At 74.0% G+C, this 20614-nt stretch carries 17 protein-coding genes; all 17 read right to left on the reverse strand.

From position 1 onward, the window contains the following. Position 1 precedes the first annotated feature (1 nt). Positions 2-2494, reverse strand: a complete 2493-nt coding sequence (locus ACZ7LE_RS20755; RefSeq protein ID WP_470405130.1) for a GNAT family N-acetyltransferase — start codon at positions 2492-2494, stop codon at positions 2-4. Next, positions 2491-3948 (reverse strand): lysine N(6)-hydroxylase/L-ornithine N(5)-oxygenase family protein, encoded by a 1458-nt coding sequence (locus ACZ7LE_RS20760; RefSeq protein WP_470405131.1) that lies wholly within the window; start codon positions 3946-3948, stop codon positions 2491-2493. The genes ACZ7LE_RS20755 and ACZ7LE_RS20760 overlap by 4 nt, the downstream gene beginning before the upstream one ends. After that, complete coding sequence (locus ACZ7LE_RS20765) at positions 3945-5534, reverse strand: pyridoxal phosphate-dependent decarboxylase family protein (protein ID WP_470405132.1); 1590 nt, start codon at positions 5532-5534, stop codon at positions 3945-3947. Before ACZ7LE_RS20765 ends, ACZ7LE_RS20760 begins: the two co-directional genes overlap by 4 nt. 154 nt (positions 5535-5688) lie before the next feature. Beyond that, a complete protein-coding gene (locus ACZ7LE_RS20770) occupies positions 5689-6282 on the reverse strand; it encodes a TetR/AcrR family transcriptional regulator (protein ID WP_470405133.1) in 594 nt (197 codons plus the stop codon). Between the two features lie 19 nt (positions 6283-6301). Further along, positions 6302-6676, reverse strand: coding sequence for a YciI family protein (locus tag ACZ7LE_RS20775; protein ID WP_470405134.1), 375 nt, complete (start codon positions 6674-6676; stop codon positions 6302-6304). Between the two features lie 98 nt (positions 6677-6774). Then, positions 6775-7422 (reverse strand): TetR/AcrR family transcriptional regulator, encoded by a 648-nt coding sequence (locus ACZ7LE_RS20780; protein ID WP_470405135.1) that lies wholly within the window; start codon positions 7420-7422, stop codon positions 6775-6777. After that, positions 7423-8238 (reverse strand): tyrosine-protein phosphatase, encoded by an 816-nt coding sequence (locus ACZ7LE_RS20785; RefSeq protein WP_470405136.1) that lies wholly within the window; start codon positions 8236-8238, stop codon positions 7423-7425. Next, on the reverse strand, positions 8235-9119 hold the full coding sequence (phnE, locus tag ACZ7LE_RS20790; RefSeq protein WP_470405137.1) for a phosphonate ABC transporter, permease protein PhnE: 885 nt from the start codon (positions 9117-9119) through the stop codon (positions 8235-8237). Before phnE ends, ACZ7LE_RS20785 begins: the two co-directional genes overlap by 4 nt. Beyond that, complete coding sequence (locus tag ACZ7LE_RS20795; protein ID WP_470405138.1) at positions 9100-9873, reverse strand: phosphonate ABC transporter ATP-binding protein; 774 nt, start codon at positions 9871-9873, stop codon at positions 9100-9102. Before ACZ7LE_RS20795 ends, phnE begins: the two co-directional genes overlap by 20 nt. 2 nt (positions 9874-9875) lie before the next feature. Then, positions 9876-10799, reverse strand: coding sequence for a phosphate/phosphite/phosphonate ABC transporter substrate-binding protein (phnD, locus tag ACZ7LE_RS20800; RefSeq protein ID WP_470405139.1), 924 nt, complete (start codon positions 10797-10799; stop codon positions 9876-9878). Positions 10800-11011: 212 nt separating this feature from the next. After that, positions 11012-12859, reverse strand: a complete 1848-nt coding sequence (locus ACZ7LE_RS20805) for an HNH endonuclease signature motif containing protein (RefSeq protein ID WP_470405140.1) — start codon at positions 12857-12859, stop codon at positions 11012-11014. A gap of 375 nt (positions 12860-13234) precedes the next feature. Beyond that, positions 13235-15295 carry a serine/threonine-protein kinase gene (locus tag ACZ7LE_RS20810; protein ID WP_470405141.1) on the reverse strand — a complete coding sequence of 687 codons (2061 nt, stop codon included), beginning with the start codon at positions 15293-15295 and terminating at the stop codon, positions 13235-13237. Further along, positions 15292-16065 (reverse strand): phosphate ABC transporter ATP-binding protein PstB, encoded by a 774-nt coding sequence (gene pstB / locus ACZ7LE_RS20815; protein ID WP_182618666.1) that lies wholly within the window; start codon positions 16063-16065, stop codon positions 15292-15294. The genes ACZ7LE_RS20810 and pstB overlap by 4 nt, the downstream gene beginning before the upstream one ends. 215 nt (positions 16066-16280) lie before the next feature. Then, positions 16281-17306, reverse strand: coding sequence for a sortase (locus ACZ7LE_RS20820; protein ID WP_470405142.1), 1026 nt, complete (start codon positions 17304-17306; stop codon positions 16281-16283). After that, entirely contained in the window at positions 17306-18139 is an 834-nt protein-coding gene (locus ACZ7LE_RS20825) for a hypothetical protein (RefSeq protein ID WP_470405143.1), read from the reverse strand. The genes ACZ7LE_RS20820 and ACZ7LE_RS20825 overlap by 1 nt, the downstream gene beginning before the upstream one ends. Beyond that, the gene (locus tag ACZ7LE_RS20830; RefSeq protein ID WP_470405144.1) at positions 18136-19305 is read right to left on the reverse strand and encodes a hypothetical protein; all 1170 of its coding nucleotides are present in this window, start codon (positions 19303-19305) and stop codon (positions 18136-18138) included. Before ACZ7LE_RS20830 ends, ACZ7LE_RS20825 begins: the two co-directional genes overlap by 4 nt. Before the next feature lie 422 nt (positions 19306-19727). Beyond that, positions 19728-20591 (reverse strand): Ig-like domain-containing protein, encoded by an 864-nt coding sequence (locus ACZ7LE_RS20835; protein ID WP_470405145.1) that lies wholly within the window; start codon positions 20589-20591, stop codon positions 19728-19730. Positions 20592-20614 lie beyond the last annotated feature (23 nt).

Below are 20614 nucleotides of genomic sequence, written 5' to 3' on the forward strand. Positions count from 1 at the left end.
GTCATCTCTCTCGTCTGCTCACCGGGTTGGCGAGCGTACCCGCATAGATCAGCGACCCGGACTGGTTGGTCAGGTCCACCATCTGCAGCGTGTTGCGCAGCTGCAGGCGGTTGAGGCATGAGTGCGCGAACCGCGCGGCCCGCAGGTCGATCCCTGTCCGGGCCCGCACGTCCGGGTGCTCGTCCGCGTGCCGGTCGATCGTCTCGGCCACCAGCGCCCAGAACCGGTCCTCGGCCAGCACGCCGTCCTCGGCGAGGATGCCCGCCAGGTGCCGCAGCACGCCGTCGAACACGTCGGTGAAGATCGCGAGCGCCTTCTCGTCGTCGTCCACGACGGACCGGATGCGCTCGACGCCGTCCGGCAGGGGGCCGTGGCCCAGCAGGGCGACCTCCTCGCCGATGTCCTTCATGATCGCGCGCTGCACCACGCCGTCGCGCAGCACCAGGATGAGGTTCTCGCCGTGCGGCATGAACGCGAGCTCGTGGCTCAGCAGGCAGTGCACCAGCGGGTAGACGTAGGCGTCGAGGTAGGCGCGCAGCCATTGCTCGGGCGCGACGCCGGACGCACGGACCAGACCCGTGGCGAACGACGCCCCGCCCGCGTCGCGGTGCAGCAGGCTCGCCATGGTCACGAGGCGCTCGCCGTCCGCCAGCCGGGGCACGGGCGACTCGCGCCACAGGGCGGCGAGCATCTTGCGGTACGGGTTGGGCTGGGGTGTCCGGTGGTAGACGTCGCCGGTGTAGCCGACGGAGGCCAGCTCGCGCAGCACGCCGAACCCGGCGCGGCGCAGGGTCTCGTCTGCGCCGACCAGGTCGGCGACCCAGTCGTTGATCGCCGGGGTGGCGCGCATGTAGGCCGGGGACAGCCCGCGCAGGAAGCCCATGTTCTGGATCGCGAGCGCCACCTTGACGTAGTGCCGTTCGGGGCGCGTGCGGTTGAACATGGTGCGGATCGACTGCTGGGCCTGGTACTCGTCCGAGCCGGGACCGAGCGGCACCAGGTCGCCGCGCGCGACGTCGGCCGCGAAGGTGACGGCCACGCGGTGCTCCCACTGCCAGGGGTGCACGGGCAGGTAGAGGTAGTCGGCGGGGTCGTGGCCGCGGGCGGCGAGCCGGTCGGCGAAGGCGGCGCGCTCGGCGTCGGACAACTCGCCCGGCGTGCCGGGGGTGCCGTAGTGGCCGGCCTCTGTCTGGTCGGCCGCGAGCGCGAGGTGGGTGTGCTCGCGGCGGGCGGCGAGCCACAGCATGCGCAGGCGCTGACCGCGTTCGGGGGCGTAGGCGCGGTAGTCGCGCAGGGAGAAGCCGATGCGGCCGTTGTTCGCGACGAAGCTCGGGTGCCCCTCGGACATCGCGGCCTCGACCTGCTGGAACGCCTCGGCGGTGGCGTGCGTGCCGGACGCCGTCCGGGCCGCCTCCAGCAGCCCGCGCACCGAGGGCGTGGTGCCGTCGAGCTCGCGCTCCCGCTTCGCGGCCGCGCCGGCCAGGGTCGCGGACAGCTCCTCGAGGTAGGTCGCGAGGAGGGCGTCGGGCACCTGGAGCAGCGGTTGCAGCTCTGCGATCAGCTCGAGCGCGTCCACGGGCAGGTCGACGGCGCCGCGCACCCCGGCGTCGGCCGTGCGGCGGATCGACGCCGGGTCGATCACCCAGTGCTCCAGGGCGTACCGGCGGGCGGTGAACCCGTAGGTGACGCCGTCCAGGTCGAGGCGGTAGGCGTCGTCGGTGCCGTTGTCCGGGCTGGTGTCCGGCTCCGGCGCGAAGAGCCGCTCGTGGGCGAGCTCCGCCAGGGCCTTGGCGGCCAGGTGCCGGTGGGCGTGCTCCATGTGCTCCGCCGTGAGGTGCGTGGCGACCATGGGGTCGGGCAGGTGGGTCGCGGGCTCGCTGTCGCCGGCGAAGCCGTCGCCCAGCGCGGACGCCGCGAAGTCGGCGCGGGTCGCGACGCTCAGGGCGGCGCGCTTGGCGTGCACGCCGCGGCCGAGGTCCACCTCGCGCAGCACGCGGAACCCGGCGGCCGCGTTCTTGGCGGCGATCTTCCGGTTGCCGACATCGGGTTCGACGACGACGCGGACGGCGCCGCGGCCCGCCCCCGCGCCCGCCCCCGACAGGCAGAACCGCATGACCGCCGTCATCACGGCGTCGGTCAGCCCGTGCCGCGGGGTCGCGGGCGGGGCCACCAGCAGGTGCATGCCGAGGTCGCCGGGCTGCGTGTCGTGGACGCCGTCGAGCAGCACGCGTGGGTCGTACGTCTCCGTCAGGAACACCGGCTCGCCGTCGAGGCGGCCGAGCCAGGCGTCCTCGCCGGGGCGGCCCTGGATGCCGGCCAGGTACTCGCGCACGTCGTCGACCTGCAGCTCGCTCATCTGCCAGAACGACGACGCCGGGTGCGCCAGCCAGCGCTGCACCAGCTCGGCGTCGCGCACCGGGTCGACGGGTTCGAGCGTCACCTCGCCGAGGCGGGTCGTGGTCGCGAACGTGGTCACCGTCGTCGGGGCGCTCACCGGGCGGCCTCCATCTCGTCGTGGGTGTCTTGCTCGGCCTGCTGCGTGCTGGTGGGCCCGGGCCGCCCGGCCGCGCCGTCGGGCAGGCCGAACTGCTGGAAGGCGATGCGGCGCTCGATCGGGTACGGCTCGCGGCCCGTGACGTTCGCGAGGATCACGGAGTTGCGCCAGGCGCCGAAGCCGAGGTCGGGCGCGGTGACGCCGTGGGTGTGCTCCTCGCCGTTGACCACGTGGATCCGCCCGTCGCCGTCCACCGTGTAGTCCCGGCGCACGGCGTAGCGGCCGCGGGCGTCGAGGTTGACCAGGCCGGGCGCCAGGAAGGCCGGCACCCCGGCGGCGTACCCCGTGGCGGCGACGATCGCGCGGGTGCGGTGCTCCGCCGTCGTGCCGAGCTGGGCGTGGCGGAGGGTGAGCACGTACTCGCCGGCGCCGTCCGCCCCGTCGGGGTCGAAGCGGGCCGCCACCACCTCCGTGTCGGACAGCAGCGTGGTCGGCACCTCGGCGCCCAGGGCCGACTTGCGGTACAGGGTGTCGTAGATGTCGTCGATCAGGTCGCCGCTGATGCCCTTGTAGAGGTTGCGCTGCTCGCGCCCCAGTACGTCGCGCTGCTCGATCGGGAGCGCGACGTAGTGGTCGGTGTACTCGGGCGACGTCATCTCGAGCGTCAGCTTCGTGTACTCCATCGGGAAGAACCGCGGGGAACGGGTCACCCAGTCCACGCGGTGCTCCCCCGGCCCGGTGCCGCAGCCCTCCAGCAGGTCGCGGTACACCTCGGCCGCGGACTGCCCGCTGCCGACCACCGTGACCGAGCCCGCCGCGGCGAGCTCCGCGCGGCGCGGCAGGTAGTCGCTCGTGTGCACGACGGGGCCGGCCATGGGGCCGGCTGCACCGCCAGCGCGGTGCGCGGCACCGTCCAGGCCGGCCAGGAAGTCGGGCAGCCGCGGCTGGGTGCCGGTGCCCAGCACGAGGTGCTTGGCACAGTATTTCTCGACGCCGTGGGCGGTCTCCGCCGTCACCTCGAACAGGTAGGCGCCGTCGTCACCCGCGGCGGCGCCCGCCGGGTCCGCCACCCGGACGACGCTCGTGACGCGCCGCCCCCAGCGCAGCGTCGGGAGCTGCTCGGCCACCCACCGGCAGTACTGGTCGTACTCGGCGCGCAGCGGGTAGAACGACTCGCGGATGTAGAACGGGTACAGCCGCCCCGTCGCCTTGAGCCACGCCAGGAACGAGTAGGGCGACGTCGGGTCGGCCATCGTCACCAGGTCGGCCAGGAACGGGACCTGCAGCGTGGTGCCCTCGATCAGCATCCCCGCGTGCCAGGAGAAACCGTCGCGCTGGTCCAGGAAGACGGCGTCGACGTCGTCCAGGGGCTGGGCGAGCGCCGCGAGGCCCAGGTCGAACGGGCCGATGCCGATGCCGAGCAGCTCGTGCATCTCTGCGTGCCGCGCACTCATCGGGCCTCCCCCTCCCCGCGCGCCAGCCGCGGGTGCACGTCCCGGCACGGCGGCTCGTCCGTGTCCGCGAGCGCCTCCCCCGCGAGCAGCCCGTGGGCGGCGGAGCGGACGAGCTCCAGCACGCCGCGGATGTCGGCGAGCGTGGCGTCGGGGTTGAGCAGGGTGAGCTTGAGGCAGGGGCGTCCGTCGATCACGGTCTTGGCGACCAGGGCGCGGCCGGAGTCGAACAGGACGCGCCGCACCTGGGGCACGAGCGCGTCGGCGCGCTCGGGGTCGAGGCCCTCGGGCTCGTAGCGGAACAGGACCGTGGACAGGTCGGTGGCCCCCACGAGGCGGAAGTCGGTGTCGTCCGCGAGGTCCTGGTGCACGGCGGCGGCCAGGTCGCAGACGGCGTCCACCAGCGCGCCGACGCCGTCCGCCCCGAGGGCACGCAGCGTGACCCAGAGCTTGAGCGCGTCGAAGCGGCGCGTGGTCTGCAGGGACTTGTCGACCTGGTTGAGGTCGGGGGTCGGTTCCCCGGACTCCTCGGCGGGGTTGAGGTAGTCCGCGTGCCAGGCGACGGGGGCGAGGTCGGACCGCTCGCGGACGATCAGGGCGCTGGAGGAGACGGGCTGGAAGAACGACTTGTGGAAGTCGACGGTGACGCTGCGGGCGCGCTCGATGCCGTCGAGGAGGTGGCGGCGCGTCGGGCTGACCAGCAGGCCGCAGCCGTAGGCGGCGTCGACGTGCAGCCAGGTGCCGACGGCGTCGCACAGGTCGGCGATCGGGACCAGCGGGTCGATGCGGCCGCGGTCGGTGGTGCCGGCCGTCGCGACGACGGCGACCACCGTGTCGCCCGTGCGCTCGATGTCGACGAGGGTCTGGCCGAGGGCGTCCGGGCTCATCCGGCCCTCGGCGTCGGTGCCGACCTCGACCACGGCGTCGTGCGGCAGGCCCAGCAGGAGCGCGGACTTGGCGACGCTGAAGTGGCTCGCGCCCGTGGCGAGGATCCGCATGGACTCCAGTCGGACGCCGTCGCGGCGGGCGCGCTCGCGCGCCAGGAACAGCGCCTGGAAGTTGGACTGGGTGCCGCCCGAGGTGAAGATGCCGTCGGCGCCGTCGCCGTCGCCGGGCAGAGCGAAGCCGATGCGGCCCGCCGTCCACTCGACCAGGCGCCGCTCCATGAGGGTGGCGACCGTGGACTGGTCGTAGGTGTCGACCGAGGTGTTGATCGCGGCGAGCATGGTCTCCGCGCCGACGGCGGGCAGCGCGACCGGGCAGTTCAGGTGCGCCGCGTAGGTGGGTTCGTGGAACCAGATCGCATGCTGCGCGTACAGGTCCGCGGCCTCGCGCAGCGCTTCCTGGGTGCCCGACGGCGAGCCGTCCAGGTCGACGGCGTCCACCAGGGCCTGCAGCTCGGAGCGGCTGGCGCCCGAGAACGGCTGGGTCACGGAGGTGAGCCGGGCGGCGATATCGTCGGAGACCGCGCGGACGGTGTCCGCATAGGTGCTCGCGGTGGCCCCGCGCAGCAGCGCGGTCGTGTCGTGGCTCGAACCCGAGGGTGCGGTGGGCACTGGCTGCGTCACTGCGGGCAGGTGTGAGGGCATGCGGAAGGCTCCTCGTGCAGGCGAAAGGAACGCCGCCCGGACCGGACGGCGTGGTGCGACTTAGGTTTGCCTGACCTAACTTAATCCTTCGGGCACCCGCGTCAAGCCATGCGGGGAACCCGGTACGTGGCGCCCGTCACTCCGCCGGCGGCCGTCAGCGCGGCGTCAGACCCTGCTCGAAGAGGTCGACGAGCGCCTGCGCGAAGTGCTCCGCGTCGAGGCCCGGGTCGTCCTCCCGCGCCTGCTGGTAGCCCTCGACCGCGCAGAGGATCGCATGCGCCGTCCACTCGACCTGGACCGGGCGGACCGTGCCCGCCGCGCTGCCGGCCCGCAGGACGCCCACGAGGGGGTCGCGGAGCAGCGCCTCGTCGAAGGCGGCGGGCTCCCCCGGGCGCTTCCATCCCGCGGACAGCCGCCACAGCGCGTTGACCCCGTCTCGGTGGGTGTCCTGCCAGCGCACGAAGGACGTCAGGTAGGCCGCGAGCCCTCCCTCGGGGGAGCCCGCGGCCGCCACGGCCTCCTCGATCGCGGCCACGCAGTCGCCCAGGACGGTGTCGCAGAGCACCGTGAGCAGCTCGTCCTTGTCCGCGAAGTGGTAGCTGATCATGCCCGGGCTGGACAGGCCGGCCTCGGCCGCGATGCGCCCGAACGTCGCCTTCGACAGGCCCTCGCGCGCGATCACGCGTACCGCCGCCTCGACGATCTGGGCGCGGCGCGCCGTGGTCGTGAAGGACCGGCCTGTCTGCATGACCAGGACTCTAGCCGGGCTACTGAGGCTCTTCCTGCAGCGCCCGCACCTCGATCCGGGACTGCAGGGCCGCCGACGCACGCTCGGCCCAGCCGAGCGCGGCCTCCTGGTCGGCGACGTCGACGATCCAGAACCCGCCGACGTACTGCGGCGCGTCCACGAACGGCCCCGGGACGCGCGTGGGCTCCGCGCCGGTCGCGTCGACGGTGACCGCCGTCGACGGCGGGTGCAGCCCGCCCGCGGTGACGAACGACCCGGACTCGTTGAGCGCGGTGTTGAACGCGTCGACCGCGGCGATCACCGCCTCGAGCTCGGCGGGGTCCATCTCCTGCATCGACTCCATCGTCGGCTCGTCGGCCGTGTCGTGCGGCATGGTCAGGAAGAACTGGGGCATGAGACGTGCTCCGTTTCTGTTCGGTTGACCAGAAATTAGGTCACCCGAGCAAGAGGCGCAAGGAAAACGAGCCGGTACGGGGAGTGCCGGCCCGGAGATCACCCGCCCTCGGCCGCCATGCCGCGCCACGCGACCCGGATGCCCTCGCGGCAGCGGGCCAGCGCCTCGGGGTCGTCCAGGGTCACGCCGCGCACCACGAACTGGTAGTAGAAGACCCCGTTGACCAGGTCGATGCAGGCGTCGACGTCGATGTCGGGGCGCAGCACGCCCCGGTCGATCCCGGCCCGCAGCACCGCGACCATGCCGGCGCGGCGCCGCGAGACGTGCGACCGCCAGTACGCCTGCGCGAGCTTGCGGTCCGTCATGGCCAGCCGCATGCGCAGCCGGAACCGCTCCTCGGAGTACGTCTCGCGCGTCGCGGTCGAGGACCCGGTGGACGACGACGTGGTGGACGACGACATGGTGGACGACGAGGTGGTGTACGCGTCGAGAACGTTCTGCAGGAGGTCGCCCTCCAGGGGGATGGTGTGCGGCGCGCGGCCCCGGTCCAGGGCGGTGGCGACGAGATCGGTCATGCTGGGCCACCGCCGGTAGATCGCCGCCCGGCTGACGCCGCTGCGCTCCACGACGCGGCTGACCGTGATCTCCTCGCCCCGCTCCAGGAGCTCGACGGCGGCGTCCACGATCCGCTCGTCGTGCCCCTGGGCGCGGGGGCGGCCGGGGCCCCGCGGGGTGTCGTCCGCCACCTACGCGGCGTCCGGGCCCGGGCCCGCGAGCGCGCGGGCCCGCAGCTGGGCGACGAGCCCGTCGGTCAGCCCGGCGGCGCGCAGCGGCGCCAGCGGGTCGCCGTGCCGCTCGGTGAGCGCCGCGAACAGCTCGCGCATGGGGGCCGGCGAGAACTCCGTGCTGACGGCGGCCAGGGCCGCGGCGTCCAGCTCGATGCCGAACCGGCTCATCAGCGGCTGCATCACGGGCGAGATGCGCGCCATGATGGCGGCGGAGTTCCCGCCGGTGCGCACGTAGTCGGCCACGATGTGGTCCTGGTCCGCGCCGAGCGCGAGCAGCAGCGACGCGGCGAGCACGCCGGTGCGGTCCTGGCCGGCGGCGCAGTGGAACGCGACGGTGCCCGGTGCGTGGGCGATGATCGCGAGGGCCGTGACGATCTGCGGGGCGGCACCCTCGTACATCCGCAGGTACATCCGGCCGAACCGGGTCTGGTCCATCATCTCGGCCGCCATCCCGGCGGGTTCGGCCTGGTGGGTCGCGGGGTCGCCGGCGGCCGCGCCGATGTCGGCCAGCAGGGGCACGTGGTGGTAGCTCACGTTCGAGTGCGTGCCGAGCGGGCCGCGGCCGGTCACACCGAGCTCGTCCGTCGAGCGCAGGTCGATGATCGCCCGCACACCGCCGTCGACCAGGCCGCGGGCGACGTCGTCCGGCACCAGGGCGAGGTCGTCGGCACGGAGGGCGAAGCCCTCCCGGACGACGCCGCCGGCGACGGGGATGCCACCCAGGTCGCGCAGGTTGACGGGGGCGCTGAGCGTGAGCGCGGGGGTGGTGGTCATGTGATCTTCCTTCGGATGACGGCGCTGGCCTGGTCGATGACCGTGACCAGCACGATGATGCAGATGACGATCGCGCTGAGATGACCGTAGTCGTACATGCGCATGGCCGTGGTCAGCTCCAGGCCGATGCCACCGGCGCCGACCATGCCGAGGATGGTCGCGCCGCGCACGTTGCCCTCGAAGAGCAGCAGCGTGTACGACACCAGCAGCGGACCGGCCTGGGGCAGCACCCCGTACTGGACGACCTGCCGCCGGGAGGCGCCGACCGCGCGCACGGCGGTCACGGGGCCGTCGTCGACGGCCTCCATCGCCTCCGCGAAGACCTTCCCGATCGAGCCGACCGAGCCGACGGTCATGGCGAGGATGCCGGCGAAGGGCCCCAGCCCCACGGCGGAGACGAACATCAGCGCGAACACCAGGTCGGGCAGGGAGCGGATCACGTTCATGACCCACCGCGTGGGGTAGTACAGCCAGCCCGGTGCGATGTTCGACGCCGCGCCGAAGGCAACCACCAGCGAGAGGACCGCGCCGAGCACGGTGCCGACGATCGCCATCTGCAGCGTCTCGACCAGCAGCTCGACGATGGTGCCGAACTTGTCCCAGGTGGGCGGGAAGAGCCGCAGCAGGAAGTCGCCCATGTTCACCGTGCCCTCGCCGAGCTTGGCGAAGTCGAACTCCGCGCCGACGAACGACCACACCAGCAGCACGGCGGCGACTGGCAGGCCCAGCAGGAAACGCGCGCGGGGCACGTTGACGGCGCGTTCCAGGCGGGCGCGCGTGCGCGGGTCGAGCTGCGGCTCCGGGGTGGTCGGGCGGCTCCGGCCGGTCCCGCCGCGCCGGGGCGCGGTCGGGGCGGCGGGATCAGACGAGATCGTCGACACGGGGAGCCTCCTGGTCGTACAGCACGTCGAGCGCCGCGGCGTCGAGTCGATCGGTCGGGGCCGAGACGAGCACCTTGCCGTGCCGCAGGCCCACGATGCGGTCGGAGTGCTCCAGCGCGAGCGGCAGCACGTGCAGGCTCACGAGCACGGGGATCCCGTCCTGGTGCGCGATGTCGCGCAGCAGCTCCAGCACGGCGTGCGACATCCTCGGGTCGAGCGAGGCGACGGGCTCGTCGGCGAGGATGATCCGCGGCTCCTGCATGAGCGCGCGGGCGATCGCGACGCGCTGCTGCTGCCCGCCCGAGAGGGAGCGCGCCTGCTCGGTGGCCTTGTGCGCGATGCCGACCCGGTCGAGCAGCTCCAGCGCGCGCCGACGGTGCGCGCCGGAGAAACCGCCGGCGAGGTTGAGCGGGCCGGCGTCGTGCAGCGCCCCGGTCAGCACGTTGGTGAGCACGCTGAGCCGGCCGACCAGGTTGAACTGCTGGAACACCTGGCCGGCCGACGCGCGCACGTCGCGCAGCCGGCGGCGCGGGAGGTTCGTCAGGTCGTGCCCGACGACGTGCGCCGAGCCGCCGGTGATCGGCGCGAAGCCCGTGAGGCTGCGCATCAGGGTCGACTTGCCGGAGCCGGACGAGCCGAGCAGCGCGACGATCTCGCCCGGGAACAGGTCGAGGTCGACGCCGTCGAGCACGAGCGGGCCGTCGCCGTAGGCGACCCGCAGGTCGCGCACCGAGACGAGTGCTGGGCCGGTCACGGTCAGCCCAGGTCCGAGATGTCGACGTCGGCGATCGCGGCGATGTCGACGAAGGGCTGGAAGATCGACGGGTCGGGGTCGACGATCGGCTCCGTGCCCTGCATCGCCTCGAACATCGCGCCGAGGGCGTCGGCGTTCTCCTCGACGAACACCTTCGGCAGGGCCTGCTGGAGCAGCTCGCGCTTGTCGTCGGCGAGCTCCTGGTCGGCGAGCACGGTGACGGCGACCGGCATCGACGCGCTCTCGCCGATCGAACGGGTCTCGCCCTTCTCGAACGGGAACATCGGGTCGCCCAGGCCAGCCATCGCCGGGAAGATCGTGGACGTGCAGGCCACGTCGACCTGCCCCTCCTTCAGGGCGGTGAAGCTCATGTCGTGCCCGCCGCTGAACATCGGGGTGTAGTCGGTGTCCTGCTCCAGGCCGGCGTCGTGCAGCATGGCGACCGGCATGAAGTAGCCGGAGCTGGACGCCGGGTCGGCGAACGCCACGACGGTCTCGGGCGCGATGTCGTCGAGCGACCGAAGGGGCGAGCCGTCGAGCACGAGGCAGGTCGAGACCGGGTCGTCGTTGCCCGGCCAGGCGACCAGCGAGTCGACCTCCCCCGTGTTGACCGCGAGTGCCGACGGGAAGCCGCTCATGAAGCCGATGTCGACGTGGTGGCTGCGCAGGGCCTCGACGACGGCCGTGTAGTCGGGCACGTCGACGATCTCGACCTCGCGGCCGGTCTCGGCCTCGACCAGGCCGGCGAACGCCTCGATGGGGTTCTCGGCGCCGGGGTCATCGCCGAGCGGGGTGGTGGCGAAGGTGATCGGGGCGTCGGGGTCCGACGCCGCGGAGTCGGCGGAGGCCGTGCCGGAGCAGCCGGTGAGCAGGACGGTGGTGCCGAGGGCGAGCAGGCCCAGAGCCGGGAGTGCGCGGGGGCGCATGGGCGTTCCTTTCGGGAGGCCGACCGGTGGCCGGCGGGATATCGCGACTGGCGATATCGATATGGAACCCCCCGCAGATGGCCGCGAATTACGAGACCGCGGTCCTGTATCGGAAGCGCGGATGAAGATCGGGTGTCGGTTGCGTCGTGCGGTGGTCGTACGGTGGTCGCTCGGTGTCCCGTGCGCACACGTCGGGGTGCCTCGGTCCCCGCTCAGAACGGCGGGTCGGCGGGTCGGCGCGGGGTGCCGGCTTCGGATGCGTGCGCCGGTGCGGGCTGCGCTGCGGACTGTGCTGCGGACGCTGAACCGGCCGTGGCGTAGGCGCGGGGCAGGCGGCGTCCGGTCATGGCACGCAGTGTGAGGTCCTGGCTGGTGCCCGGGTCGATTTGGTCCAGGTCGACCCGGGTGTCCAGGACCGTCGGCGGGCGCGTGTGCGTGCTGCCCGGGGGCGTGGTCCAGGTGGTGATCCCGCTGGCTGGGTCACGTTCGACGCCCCAGCCCGCGTGTGTCTTCAGAAGATGGTGCCGGCGACACAGAGCGTGCAGGTTGTCGGCACGTGTCTGGCCCCGCGCAGTTCTGCCCGCAGCACCGTGGCCGGTGTCCTGGTCGCGGTCGCGGTCGCGGTCGTGGTCGAAAGGCTCGATGTGGTCCAGGTCGCACCACGCCACGGGCTGCTCACAGCCCACGAACGTGCAGGTCCCGTCCCTGGCCTCCACCGCAGCCCGAAGCACCCTGCCCGGCTTGTAGGAGGTGGTCGAGTAGTCGACCAGCACCCCCGTCACCGGGTCGGTCACCAACCGCTGCCAGGTCGCTTCCTGGGCGATCAGCCGGGCCGTCTCGGCCGGGACCGGCCCGAACCCGTCAAGCTCACCCGGCGCATCATCCAGGCCCAGCAGCGTGCTCGCCGGGACCGTGACCCGCACGACCGGCCGCGTGGGCGTCACCCGCACCACGGGCGCCTGCACCACCGTCCCCTGATCAACCGGCTCCTGCGCCACGGTCGCCCGGCCACCACACGGACACACCGTCGGCGCCTGATCGGCGCTCGTGCCCGTGCCCGTGCCCGTGCCCGTGCTCGTGCTCGTGCTCGTATCGACTGTCGGGGTAGCCGGGCTCGCCGGGGTCACGCTCGCCCCCGCCGCCACTACCCCGACCCGCGCAAACCGGTCCGCAGGCACCAGCCGGCCCGTCACGATCCCGGTCAGACAGTCCGCACGCAACTGACCCAACGTCCGCTCCTCACCAGCGACGTACCGCAACTGGTGCGCCATGTCATCCACCACACCCCACACCGCCGCCGCGTCCACCGCAGGCAGATACGCCGACACCCACCCCATGTCGTTCTCCGCCCGATCCACCTGCACGTTACGGTCCAACGCCGCAGCCCGAGCAGACTCCTCAGCACCATGCCGCGCCTTCGCGAACGCCAACAGCTTGCTCCGCAACCACCGCCACGTCCGATACGGCGCCTGCGGCAAATACCTCACGATCGCCTCAGCCCGCTCAGCCACCGTCAGCTGCGCGGCAGACCGCAACAACGTGTGCGCCTTACGCACATCAATCCGACCCGAGACCAGCGCGGCAATCACCGTCGGATGCTCCGCACCCGACTCCGCACGCACCACCACCTCCGACCCCTCAACCTGCGTCACCACCAACTCCGCCGTGACCTGCCCGACCAACGACGCATGAGCCAACGGACTCGTCTCCCGCGCAGCCCGCTCCCCCACGACGAGCGCCTGCACGCCAGCCGCCCACGACTGCAACCGGCCACACGCGGTCATCAGCTCCGCCAGGAGGTCGTCGGACAACGTGTCGAGAGCGGCCGGCCCTGCCCCGGCGGCAGTGCCCGGGCCGGTGTACCCCTCGACCACCCACGCGAGCTCGGCGCCCGGCGCACCGGCCAGCGCCTCGACCGGCCACCGCTCGAGCTCGACAGGTGCGCCCAGGGCGTCATGCCTGTCACGCTCGCCGAACAGAGCCTCCCCCTCGGCGAACAGCGCGGCGAGCCAGGCGTCGTCGGGCATGGAACCGTCCGCGAGATCGTCGTCGCCGGCCATGACAGGCACAGACGGCACGGAACGCACGGACTGCTCGGCACGCGCCGGGTGTACGGCAGATGCCTCGCCCACGGCACCATCGACGCGCCCGATCGGAGCGCCGACCCGCACAGCCATCGCACGGGTGCCGCGTCCGTCCAGGGATGTCGCGGTTGCTCCGCCTCCGCCGTCGTCGCACCACTGCCCGCCCATACCGCCACCCCCCTCGCAGCCAAAACTTAAATCACATCATCATTCCACCGGACGTTTGTTCGATCCTATGGCCGGTCGCCGACAACCACTCGTTGTTCTGCCCGGCGCGTAAACAGCGCCGGTCGCCGCGCGCTGACGCCGTCGCACCGGTAGCCACGTCTCGGTCGTGGTGACGTCCCGCGGTCACGACGACGGCGAGGCCGACGGCTCCGGCTCGCCCACCAGCACGGTCACGGTGACACCCAGGCGCAGCACGGTTCGTGCCGGCGGAGCGCTGCCGACGACCGGGGTGCGCGGCGCCGACCCCGCGACGTCCGGCACCGCCTCGAAGCCGGCGGACTCGAGCTCGGCCGTCGCCGCGCCCAGCGTCATCCCCGCCACGGCGGGCACCGCGTTCCGACCGCTTGCCACGGTGACGTCCACGGCGGCACCGGGCGACGCGGTCCGGCCGGGCGCGGGCTCCTGCGTGAGGACCGTCCCGGCGGGTTCGGGCGAGTCCGCGCGGGTCACGTCGCCGAGCGACAGCCCGATGCCGTGCAGGGCCGCCTGGGCCTCGGCGAGCGTGCCGGTCAGCACGGGCACCACGACCCGGTCGTCCGCGAGGGGCGGTCCGGTCGTCGTCGCGGAGGGGGTGGCCGAGAGCGAGGCACTCGGCGTCGGCAGGACGGCGCGGTCGCTCGGGGAGGCGGACGGCGACGCGGCCGACGACGCCGAGGGCGACGGGCTCGGCGTCCGCGAGGGCTCCGGGGAGGGCGAGCCCGAGCTGCTGACGCTCGGTGAGGGCCCACCCCCGGCCTGCGGCAGTCCGGGGGCCGCGACGGCCGCCCACACCGCCACCCCCGCCACGAGCAGGCCGAGCACCACGGCGCCGACGCCGGCAACGCCTGCCCGGCGGGCGACGACCGGTGTCAGGCCCGACTCTGCCTCGACCGGTACCAGATACGCGAGGTCGCCGGTCCGGCGAGGTCCGTCGCCGGTGCCGTGGTCCCCCGGAACACCGGCAGACCGGCGCCCGCCCGGTTCGCCGCCGCCGCCCTCCCTCAGGCCGGCCCACGACTCCCCCGGCGCACCATCCCGCACCTGGCCTGCCGGGCCGCCCGCATCCGCACCAGGGAGCCCCACCGCACCGGCAAGACCCACCGAGCCCGTGGCCGCCGCCGTCCAGGCCGTGCGGCCCATGGCCTCCGCGAGCGCCGACCGCATCTCGTCGGCGTCCCGGAACCGGCGGACCGGGGTCTTGTTCATGGCCCGCGTCACCACACGATCGAGGGCCCGGGCGGCGGGGACCAGCGCGGACGGTACCGGCGGGGGCGCCGACACGTGCGCGTGGAGCACCTGGGCGTCGGTGTCGCGCGGGAAGGGCGGGCGGCCCGTGAGCAGGTGGTAGAGGAGCGCACCGGCCTGGTAGACGTCGCCGGCGACACGGACGGGTCTGCCCTGGGCCTGCTCAGGCGACATGAACTGTGGGTTGCCCACGACGGAGCGCCGCGCGTCACCCGCGGCGGCCGGGCGCGACCCGTCGGCCCCTCCCACCGGGCCGGCCACGACGGTCCGCCCGATCCCCTGCGCCGCGCCGAGCACCGTGGTCACGGCGGACCCGTCGGCGCCGGGTCCGGCCCGCAGCACGTCCTCGCCCGCGCGCAGGACGCCGCGGCCGACGGCGGTTCGCCCCGCTGCGTCGGCGAGGCCGAAGTCCACGAGCCGCACGTGCTCCGCCCGCAACACCTCGCCGGGACCCGCGCCGTGCAGCAGCACGTTCGCCGGCGAGACGTCGCGGTGCACCAGCCCCGCGGCGTGTGCGGCCGCGAGCGCCGCGAGGACGCCGTCGAGCACCGCGGCGGCCTGGGGTGGTGGCAGCGGGCCGACGTCGGCGACCCGCTCCCCCACGCTCCCGCCGGCGACCAGGTCCAGGGCGATCCACGCGAGCCCGACGCCGGCCGCCTCGTGGACCCCGGAGCCGCGCACGGCCGCGATGTTGGGGTGGCGTAGCTCCTGCGCGGCCCGGGCCTCGGCCAGGAAGGCGACGCGGGCCGCGGCGTCGGCGCCGAGGTGCGGGTGCAGGATCTTGACCGCGACCGGCACGCCCGGTCCGCTCGGCACGGCCCCACCCGCGCCGACGTCCTGTGCCGCGAAGACCGACGCCGTCCCGCCCACCCCGAGCAGGTCGCTGAGCTCGTACCGGCCGCCGAACAGCGCCCCGGACGGCCCCTCGTCCGAGGACCGGGTCGACGAACCGTCCGTCACCCGAACCGGCCGTTGACGTAGTCGTAGGTGCGCTCGTCCTGCGGCTCGGAGAACATCGCCTCGGTGTCGCCGTGCTCCACGATGGCACCGGGCGTGCCCTGTGCGGCGAGGAAGAACGCGCACTGCTGCGAGACGCGCTGCGCCTGCTGCATGTTGTGGGTGACGATCACGATCGTCACCTCCTTCTGCAGCTCGACCATGGTCTCCTCGATGACGCGGGTGGAGGTCGGGTCGAGCGCGGAGCAGGGCTCGTCCATGAGCAGCACCTTGGGCCGCACGGCCAGCGACCGGGCGATGCACAGCCGCTGCTGCTGGCCGCCGGACAGGCCGCCGCCGGGCTGGGCGAGCCGGTCCTTGACCTCTCTCCAGAGGCCGGCGGAGGTGAGCGACCGCTCCACCAGCTCGTCCTTCTCGTCGCGCGACGCGCGCACGCCCGTGAGCTTGAGGCCGGCCACGACGTTGTCGTAGATCGACATCGCGGGGAACGGGTTGGGCTTCTGGAACACCATGCCGATGTCCTTGCGGGCGTCCTGGATCTTCTTGCGGCGGTCGTAGATGTCCTCGCCGTCCAGGCGTACCTCGCCGGCCAGCGCGGCGATGGGCACCAGCTCGTGCATCCGGTTGAGGATGCGCAGGAAGGTCGACTTGCCGCAGCCCGAGGGTCCGATCAGCGCGGTCACCTGCCCGGCGGGCATGGTCAGCGACACCCGTTCGAGCACCTTGTGCGAGCCGAACCAGGCGGACACGTTCCGCGCGTCCAGCACCGACAGGCCCGGGTCCGGCCGCGCGACGTCGGGCCGCGCGACGTCGGGGCGCGCGACCGGCAGCGTGGCGGTCCGCCCGCCGTCGGCGGGCGCCGGGTCGGTGACGACCCCGGCAGCCGCCGTTCCGGCAGCCCCCGTTCCGGCAGTCGCTGTCCCGGCAGTGACAGTCCCGGCTGCGCCGGTCCCCGCGGTCTGGTCCTCTGTGGTCATGACTGGTCCTCTCAGAGCAGGTTCGGCAGCGCGTCCATGACGATGTCGGCGCAGGTCACACTGAGCGCGAGCAGCACCGGGACGCCGATCAGCCAGGCGTGCCACCGGCCCCACGACGTCCACAGCCACCACAGGGCCACGCCCGCGGCCGCGAAGAGCACGAGCACGAAGAACGCGGTGAACCAGGCACCGTCGTCGCCGGCCATCTCGCGCTCCTCGACCGGGAGCGCCGGCTCGGCGAGCACCTTCGTGGGGGTCTCCTGGACGTCGGAGACGAGCTGCGCGTCCACGTGCAGGACGCCGGACGGGAACAGCTCGAGCCCGTCGGCGGTCATCAGCTCCAGGCGACCCTGACCCTCGCCGAGCGGCGCGGGCAGCGGGTCGCCCGCGCGGCGCAGGCCGAACACCTGGAAGGTGTGCGTGCCCTGGCCGGTGGTCACCCGGATCTCGTCACCGGGCACGAGGCGGTCCAGGCTCCCGAACGGCCCGCCGTAGGTGAGCTGGCGCCCCAGGAGCACGGACGTCCCGGCCTGCCCCGGCAGCACGGAGTCGCGCCGGTGGCCGGGCCCGGACCGCAGCACCCGCGAGGTCGAGCCCTCGGCCACCACCTCGGTGACGCCCAGCGCCGGGATCTCCAGCAGGGCCACGGGCGTGCCCGCCTCGACGAGGTCGCCGTTCAGGTCGAGCTGGCCCACCGGTGTCTCCGCCTTGGCCAGCGAGGTCCGCAGCTCGTCGTAGGCGAGCACCTGGGCCCGGTGGTGCTGCGCCGTGGAGAACAGCGCCGTGTGGGACACGAACGCCAGCAGCAGCACGGAGACCGTCAGGAGGGCGGCCCCGGCCCACCATCGGGTGTCGCGCGGAACCTGCTGCCGGGGCGTCGCCGCGGCCACCGCCGCCGCCAGCCGGGCGGTCCGGCGCCGGGCGCCCCAGGTGTTGGGCACGGCGTACGGGTTCGCGGGGTCGGCGGACGCCGGGCTCGGGTTGTCCGGCAGGCCCTGGGCGTCCTGGTCCTTGGTGTCGGTCACCGGGTTGCTCATCAGGCCACCCCCGCGTTCCCGGCCACCGGCAGGCCGGCGCCGGGCGCCCGCATCAGCCGGAGCACGTACCAGCCGCCCACGCCGGCACCGGCCAGGCCGACGCCACCCCCGGTCCACCAGGCCCAGGCCGGGACGCCGGAGCCCGCGTCCGTGCCGGGCGAAGCCACCAGCACCTGCGCGAGCGCGACCCGTCCGCACCAGCCGGTGAGCTGCACCGCGCGCGGGCCGGGCGCGACACCGTCCGGGATCGTGAGCGTCGCCTCGACCGCGCCCCTGGCGTCCGCCCGGACGGTCGTGACCCGCTGCGGCTCGGCGAAGAGCACGACCTGCACCCGCTCGCGGTCCTCGAACCCCTTGCCGTGGACCACGAACCGCTCGCCCGCCGTCCGGACGCTCTCGTCGAGCGTCGCCGGCTCGCCCTCCGCCGCGGGCCCGGTGGGCACCGCGGGCTCGGCGGGCACGCACTTCTCCGGCGAACCGGGCGCGTCCGGAGGGTCGCCGGCCGGAGGGTCGCCGGCCGGAGGGTCGCCTGCCGGAGGGTTGTCGTCCGCGGGGTCGTCACCGCCCGCGCCACGGCCGTCGCTGCCGCCGTCCCCGGCACCACCCGGGCCGCCGCCCGCGTCGTCGCCGGGACGGGTCGGGTCACCGGTGGGGTCGTCCGTCGGCTCGCCAGTCGGGTCGTCCGTCGGCCGGTCAGTGGGGTCGACGTCCGGGATGGTCACGCTGATCCCGGTGTCCTCGGTCTCATCAGCGTGCCCGGCGCCCGCCGGACCGAGCAGCAGCGCGGCGGCAGCCAGCAGGACGCCGGCGAGCCGCAGGGGTCGCGGACTCATCGCAGGACCTCGCTCTCCTGGTCGGATGATCCGGTCGCAGCCCGGTCCTCGGCGCGTGCCTCCGCCCGGACGCGTTCCGTCCAGGCCGCCAGGTCCTCCGCCAGCAGACGTCGGGACCGGCGACGCCACGCCACCACCGCCCACACACCGCCGGCCAGGACCAGCACGATCCCCGCGAGCGGCCACGGCACGGCCCAGGCCTGCGCCGACGCGCGCACGGGCGCCGGCAGCGCGTCGTCGGCGTCCGCACCGGGGCGCTCCGCGGCGACAGGGGTCACGATGACGTCGGCGAACAGGAGCAGCGCGGGCAGCACCCCGGGCACCTCGGCGGTGACGTGCGCCGTGCCGCCGGGCACCAGGTTCTCCACGGCCTGGACCTCGACCCTGCCGAGGTCGAGGCCGAAGGGCCCGCTCACCCGCACCTCCGGCGCGCCCGAGATCCGGGTGTTGCCGGTGTTGGTCAGGTCGAACCCGGCGGTCGCGGTGCCGGCCCCGAACGGGTTGGCCACGCCGTCGAACCCGGCCACCACCCCGGTCACGGCGAGCTCGGGCGCGACCGGCCCGTCCACGCGCAGGTAGATCCGCGTGCCGACGCGCTGCTCCACCTGCACGGCCGAGCCGTCGCCGTCGGCTCCGCCGGAGCGGAACGACGCCACGATCCCCGCGGCGTGGTCGCCCGGCGTCGCGTCGTGCGGCACGGTGATGGTGAAGGGGAGGTCCGCGCGAGCACCGGGGTCGAGCTCGACGACCACGCCGAGCTCGGCCGCGCAGCCGGCCTCCGCGCCGTCGTCGGTGTCGGGGCAGACGGCGGAGCCGGAGTCGACCGACGTCCACGACCCCAGGCCGGTCGAGGCCTGGTCGGCGCCGATCAGCGTGAAGGCCCCGGTCTCGTAGTCGGTGGTCGCGTCGGCGCCGTAGACGCGGAAGGTCGCCGGGCGGTCCGAGAAGTTGGACACCGACACCCGGTCGCTCACGGTGGTGCCGGGTTCGACGTCGTACGTGAGCTCGGTGCGCCCGTCCGGACCCTCGGGGCCGGCGGGCTGCACGCTCCAGGTGACCTCGCGGTCGTCGGCGGACGCCGGCACCGCGGGCGCGAGGGCGCCGATCAGGACGGCGAGCACCCCGGCGGCGAGCGCGCCGCGCGCGAGAGGCCTTCGGACGGTCATCGTGAGGTTCTCCAGACCCGGTCGCGGCCCGTGCCGGACCGCGGGATGCATGCCGGCGTCGCTGGTCCCAGCGGCGCCGGCCCGGACACCCGAATCATCGTGAGGGGCCGTCCGGTCGGGCAAACATCGAGGAGGCGGAGAGCACGTTGCCGCCTGGCGACGCCCAGGTGGACGCCACATGGACGACGCCGGCCACGCTCGCCACAAACAGGCCCTGACCTGCGTCTTTATCTCAGACCCCCGGAGACCCGACGACGGCGGGCGGTGCCCGCCCGGCCGGGCCAGGACCCCAGGACCACCCGAAAGGAGGGGGTGATCCCCGCCCGGATGGGGGGTGGCCGAAGGAGGGTGGCCGAACGAGGATGGCCCCGGCCCGCCTCCTGCGGACCGGGGCCACCCCCACGGCTACGAGCGGCGCGACGTCAGCAGTCGACGCGCACCTTGTTCGACACGGAGCCGTCGTGCAGGGCGTCGCCCGCGTACTGCGCGCGGAAGGTGTACGTCTTCCACGGCTTGAGGCCGGTCACCCGCACGGAGGCGACGCCGTCGGTCACGGTGCCGGTGCCGACGACCTTGCCCGTGGCGACGTTCGTGAACGTCACCGTGCCGGTGGCCGAGGCCGGGCCGACCTCGGCGGTCAGCGTGGCAGAGGTCCCCCGCTGTGTTGCGGTCAGCGTGGTGGTCGTGACCTCCCTGACGTGCTCCCACGTGCCCGTGTTGGTCGCGTCGTCCCAGGTCAGGCGAACATCGACCGAGAAGTACCGCGAGGCCCCGACGCCGTCGCCGGCCGGCGGGAAGGTGTCGCCCGGCACGTCGCCCGGGTCGCAGGTGATGACGTAGGTGGCGACGCCGCTGTGGCCGTCGAACTGGCTGGCCGGGAAGCCGAACGCCGCCCAGCGGGACGCCGAGGTGCCGGTCCGCAGGATCGGTGCGCCGTCGAGGCCGGAGCCCGCGACCGGGGACCCGGCGAGCTGCACCAGCGCGGGCAGGCCCGTGTTGGTGCCGGAGACGGCCGTCGGCCAGGTGCCGTCCGGCCAGACGAACAGCACCCGGGACGAGCCGCGGTACCCCTCGGGGCACCCCGCCCCGGTCGCGAGGGACTGGGGGCCGCCGGCGGCGGAGATCTCGCCGGCGGCCTTGTCGAGGGTGATGCCACCCAGGCGGTTGTCGGGGTCGAGCACCGGGTGCACGGCCTGCGCGGCCGGGGCGGCCACCGCGGCCCCGAGCACGAGGGTCAGCGCAGCCGCGAGGCCCGCAGCCACACGGCTGACAGTGGTATGAGACATGAATCCTGCCTTTGTCGTAGAAT

It is taken from the genome of Promicromonospora sp. NPDC110617 (assembly GCF_055598465.1).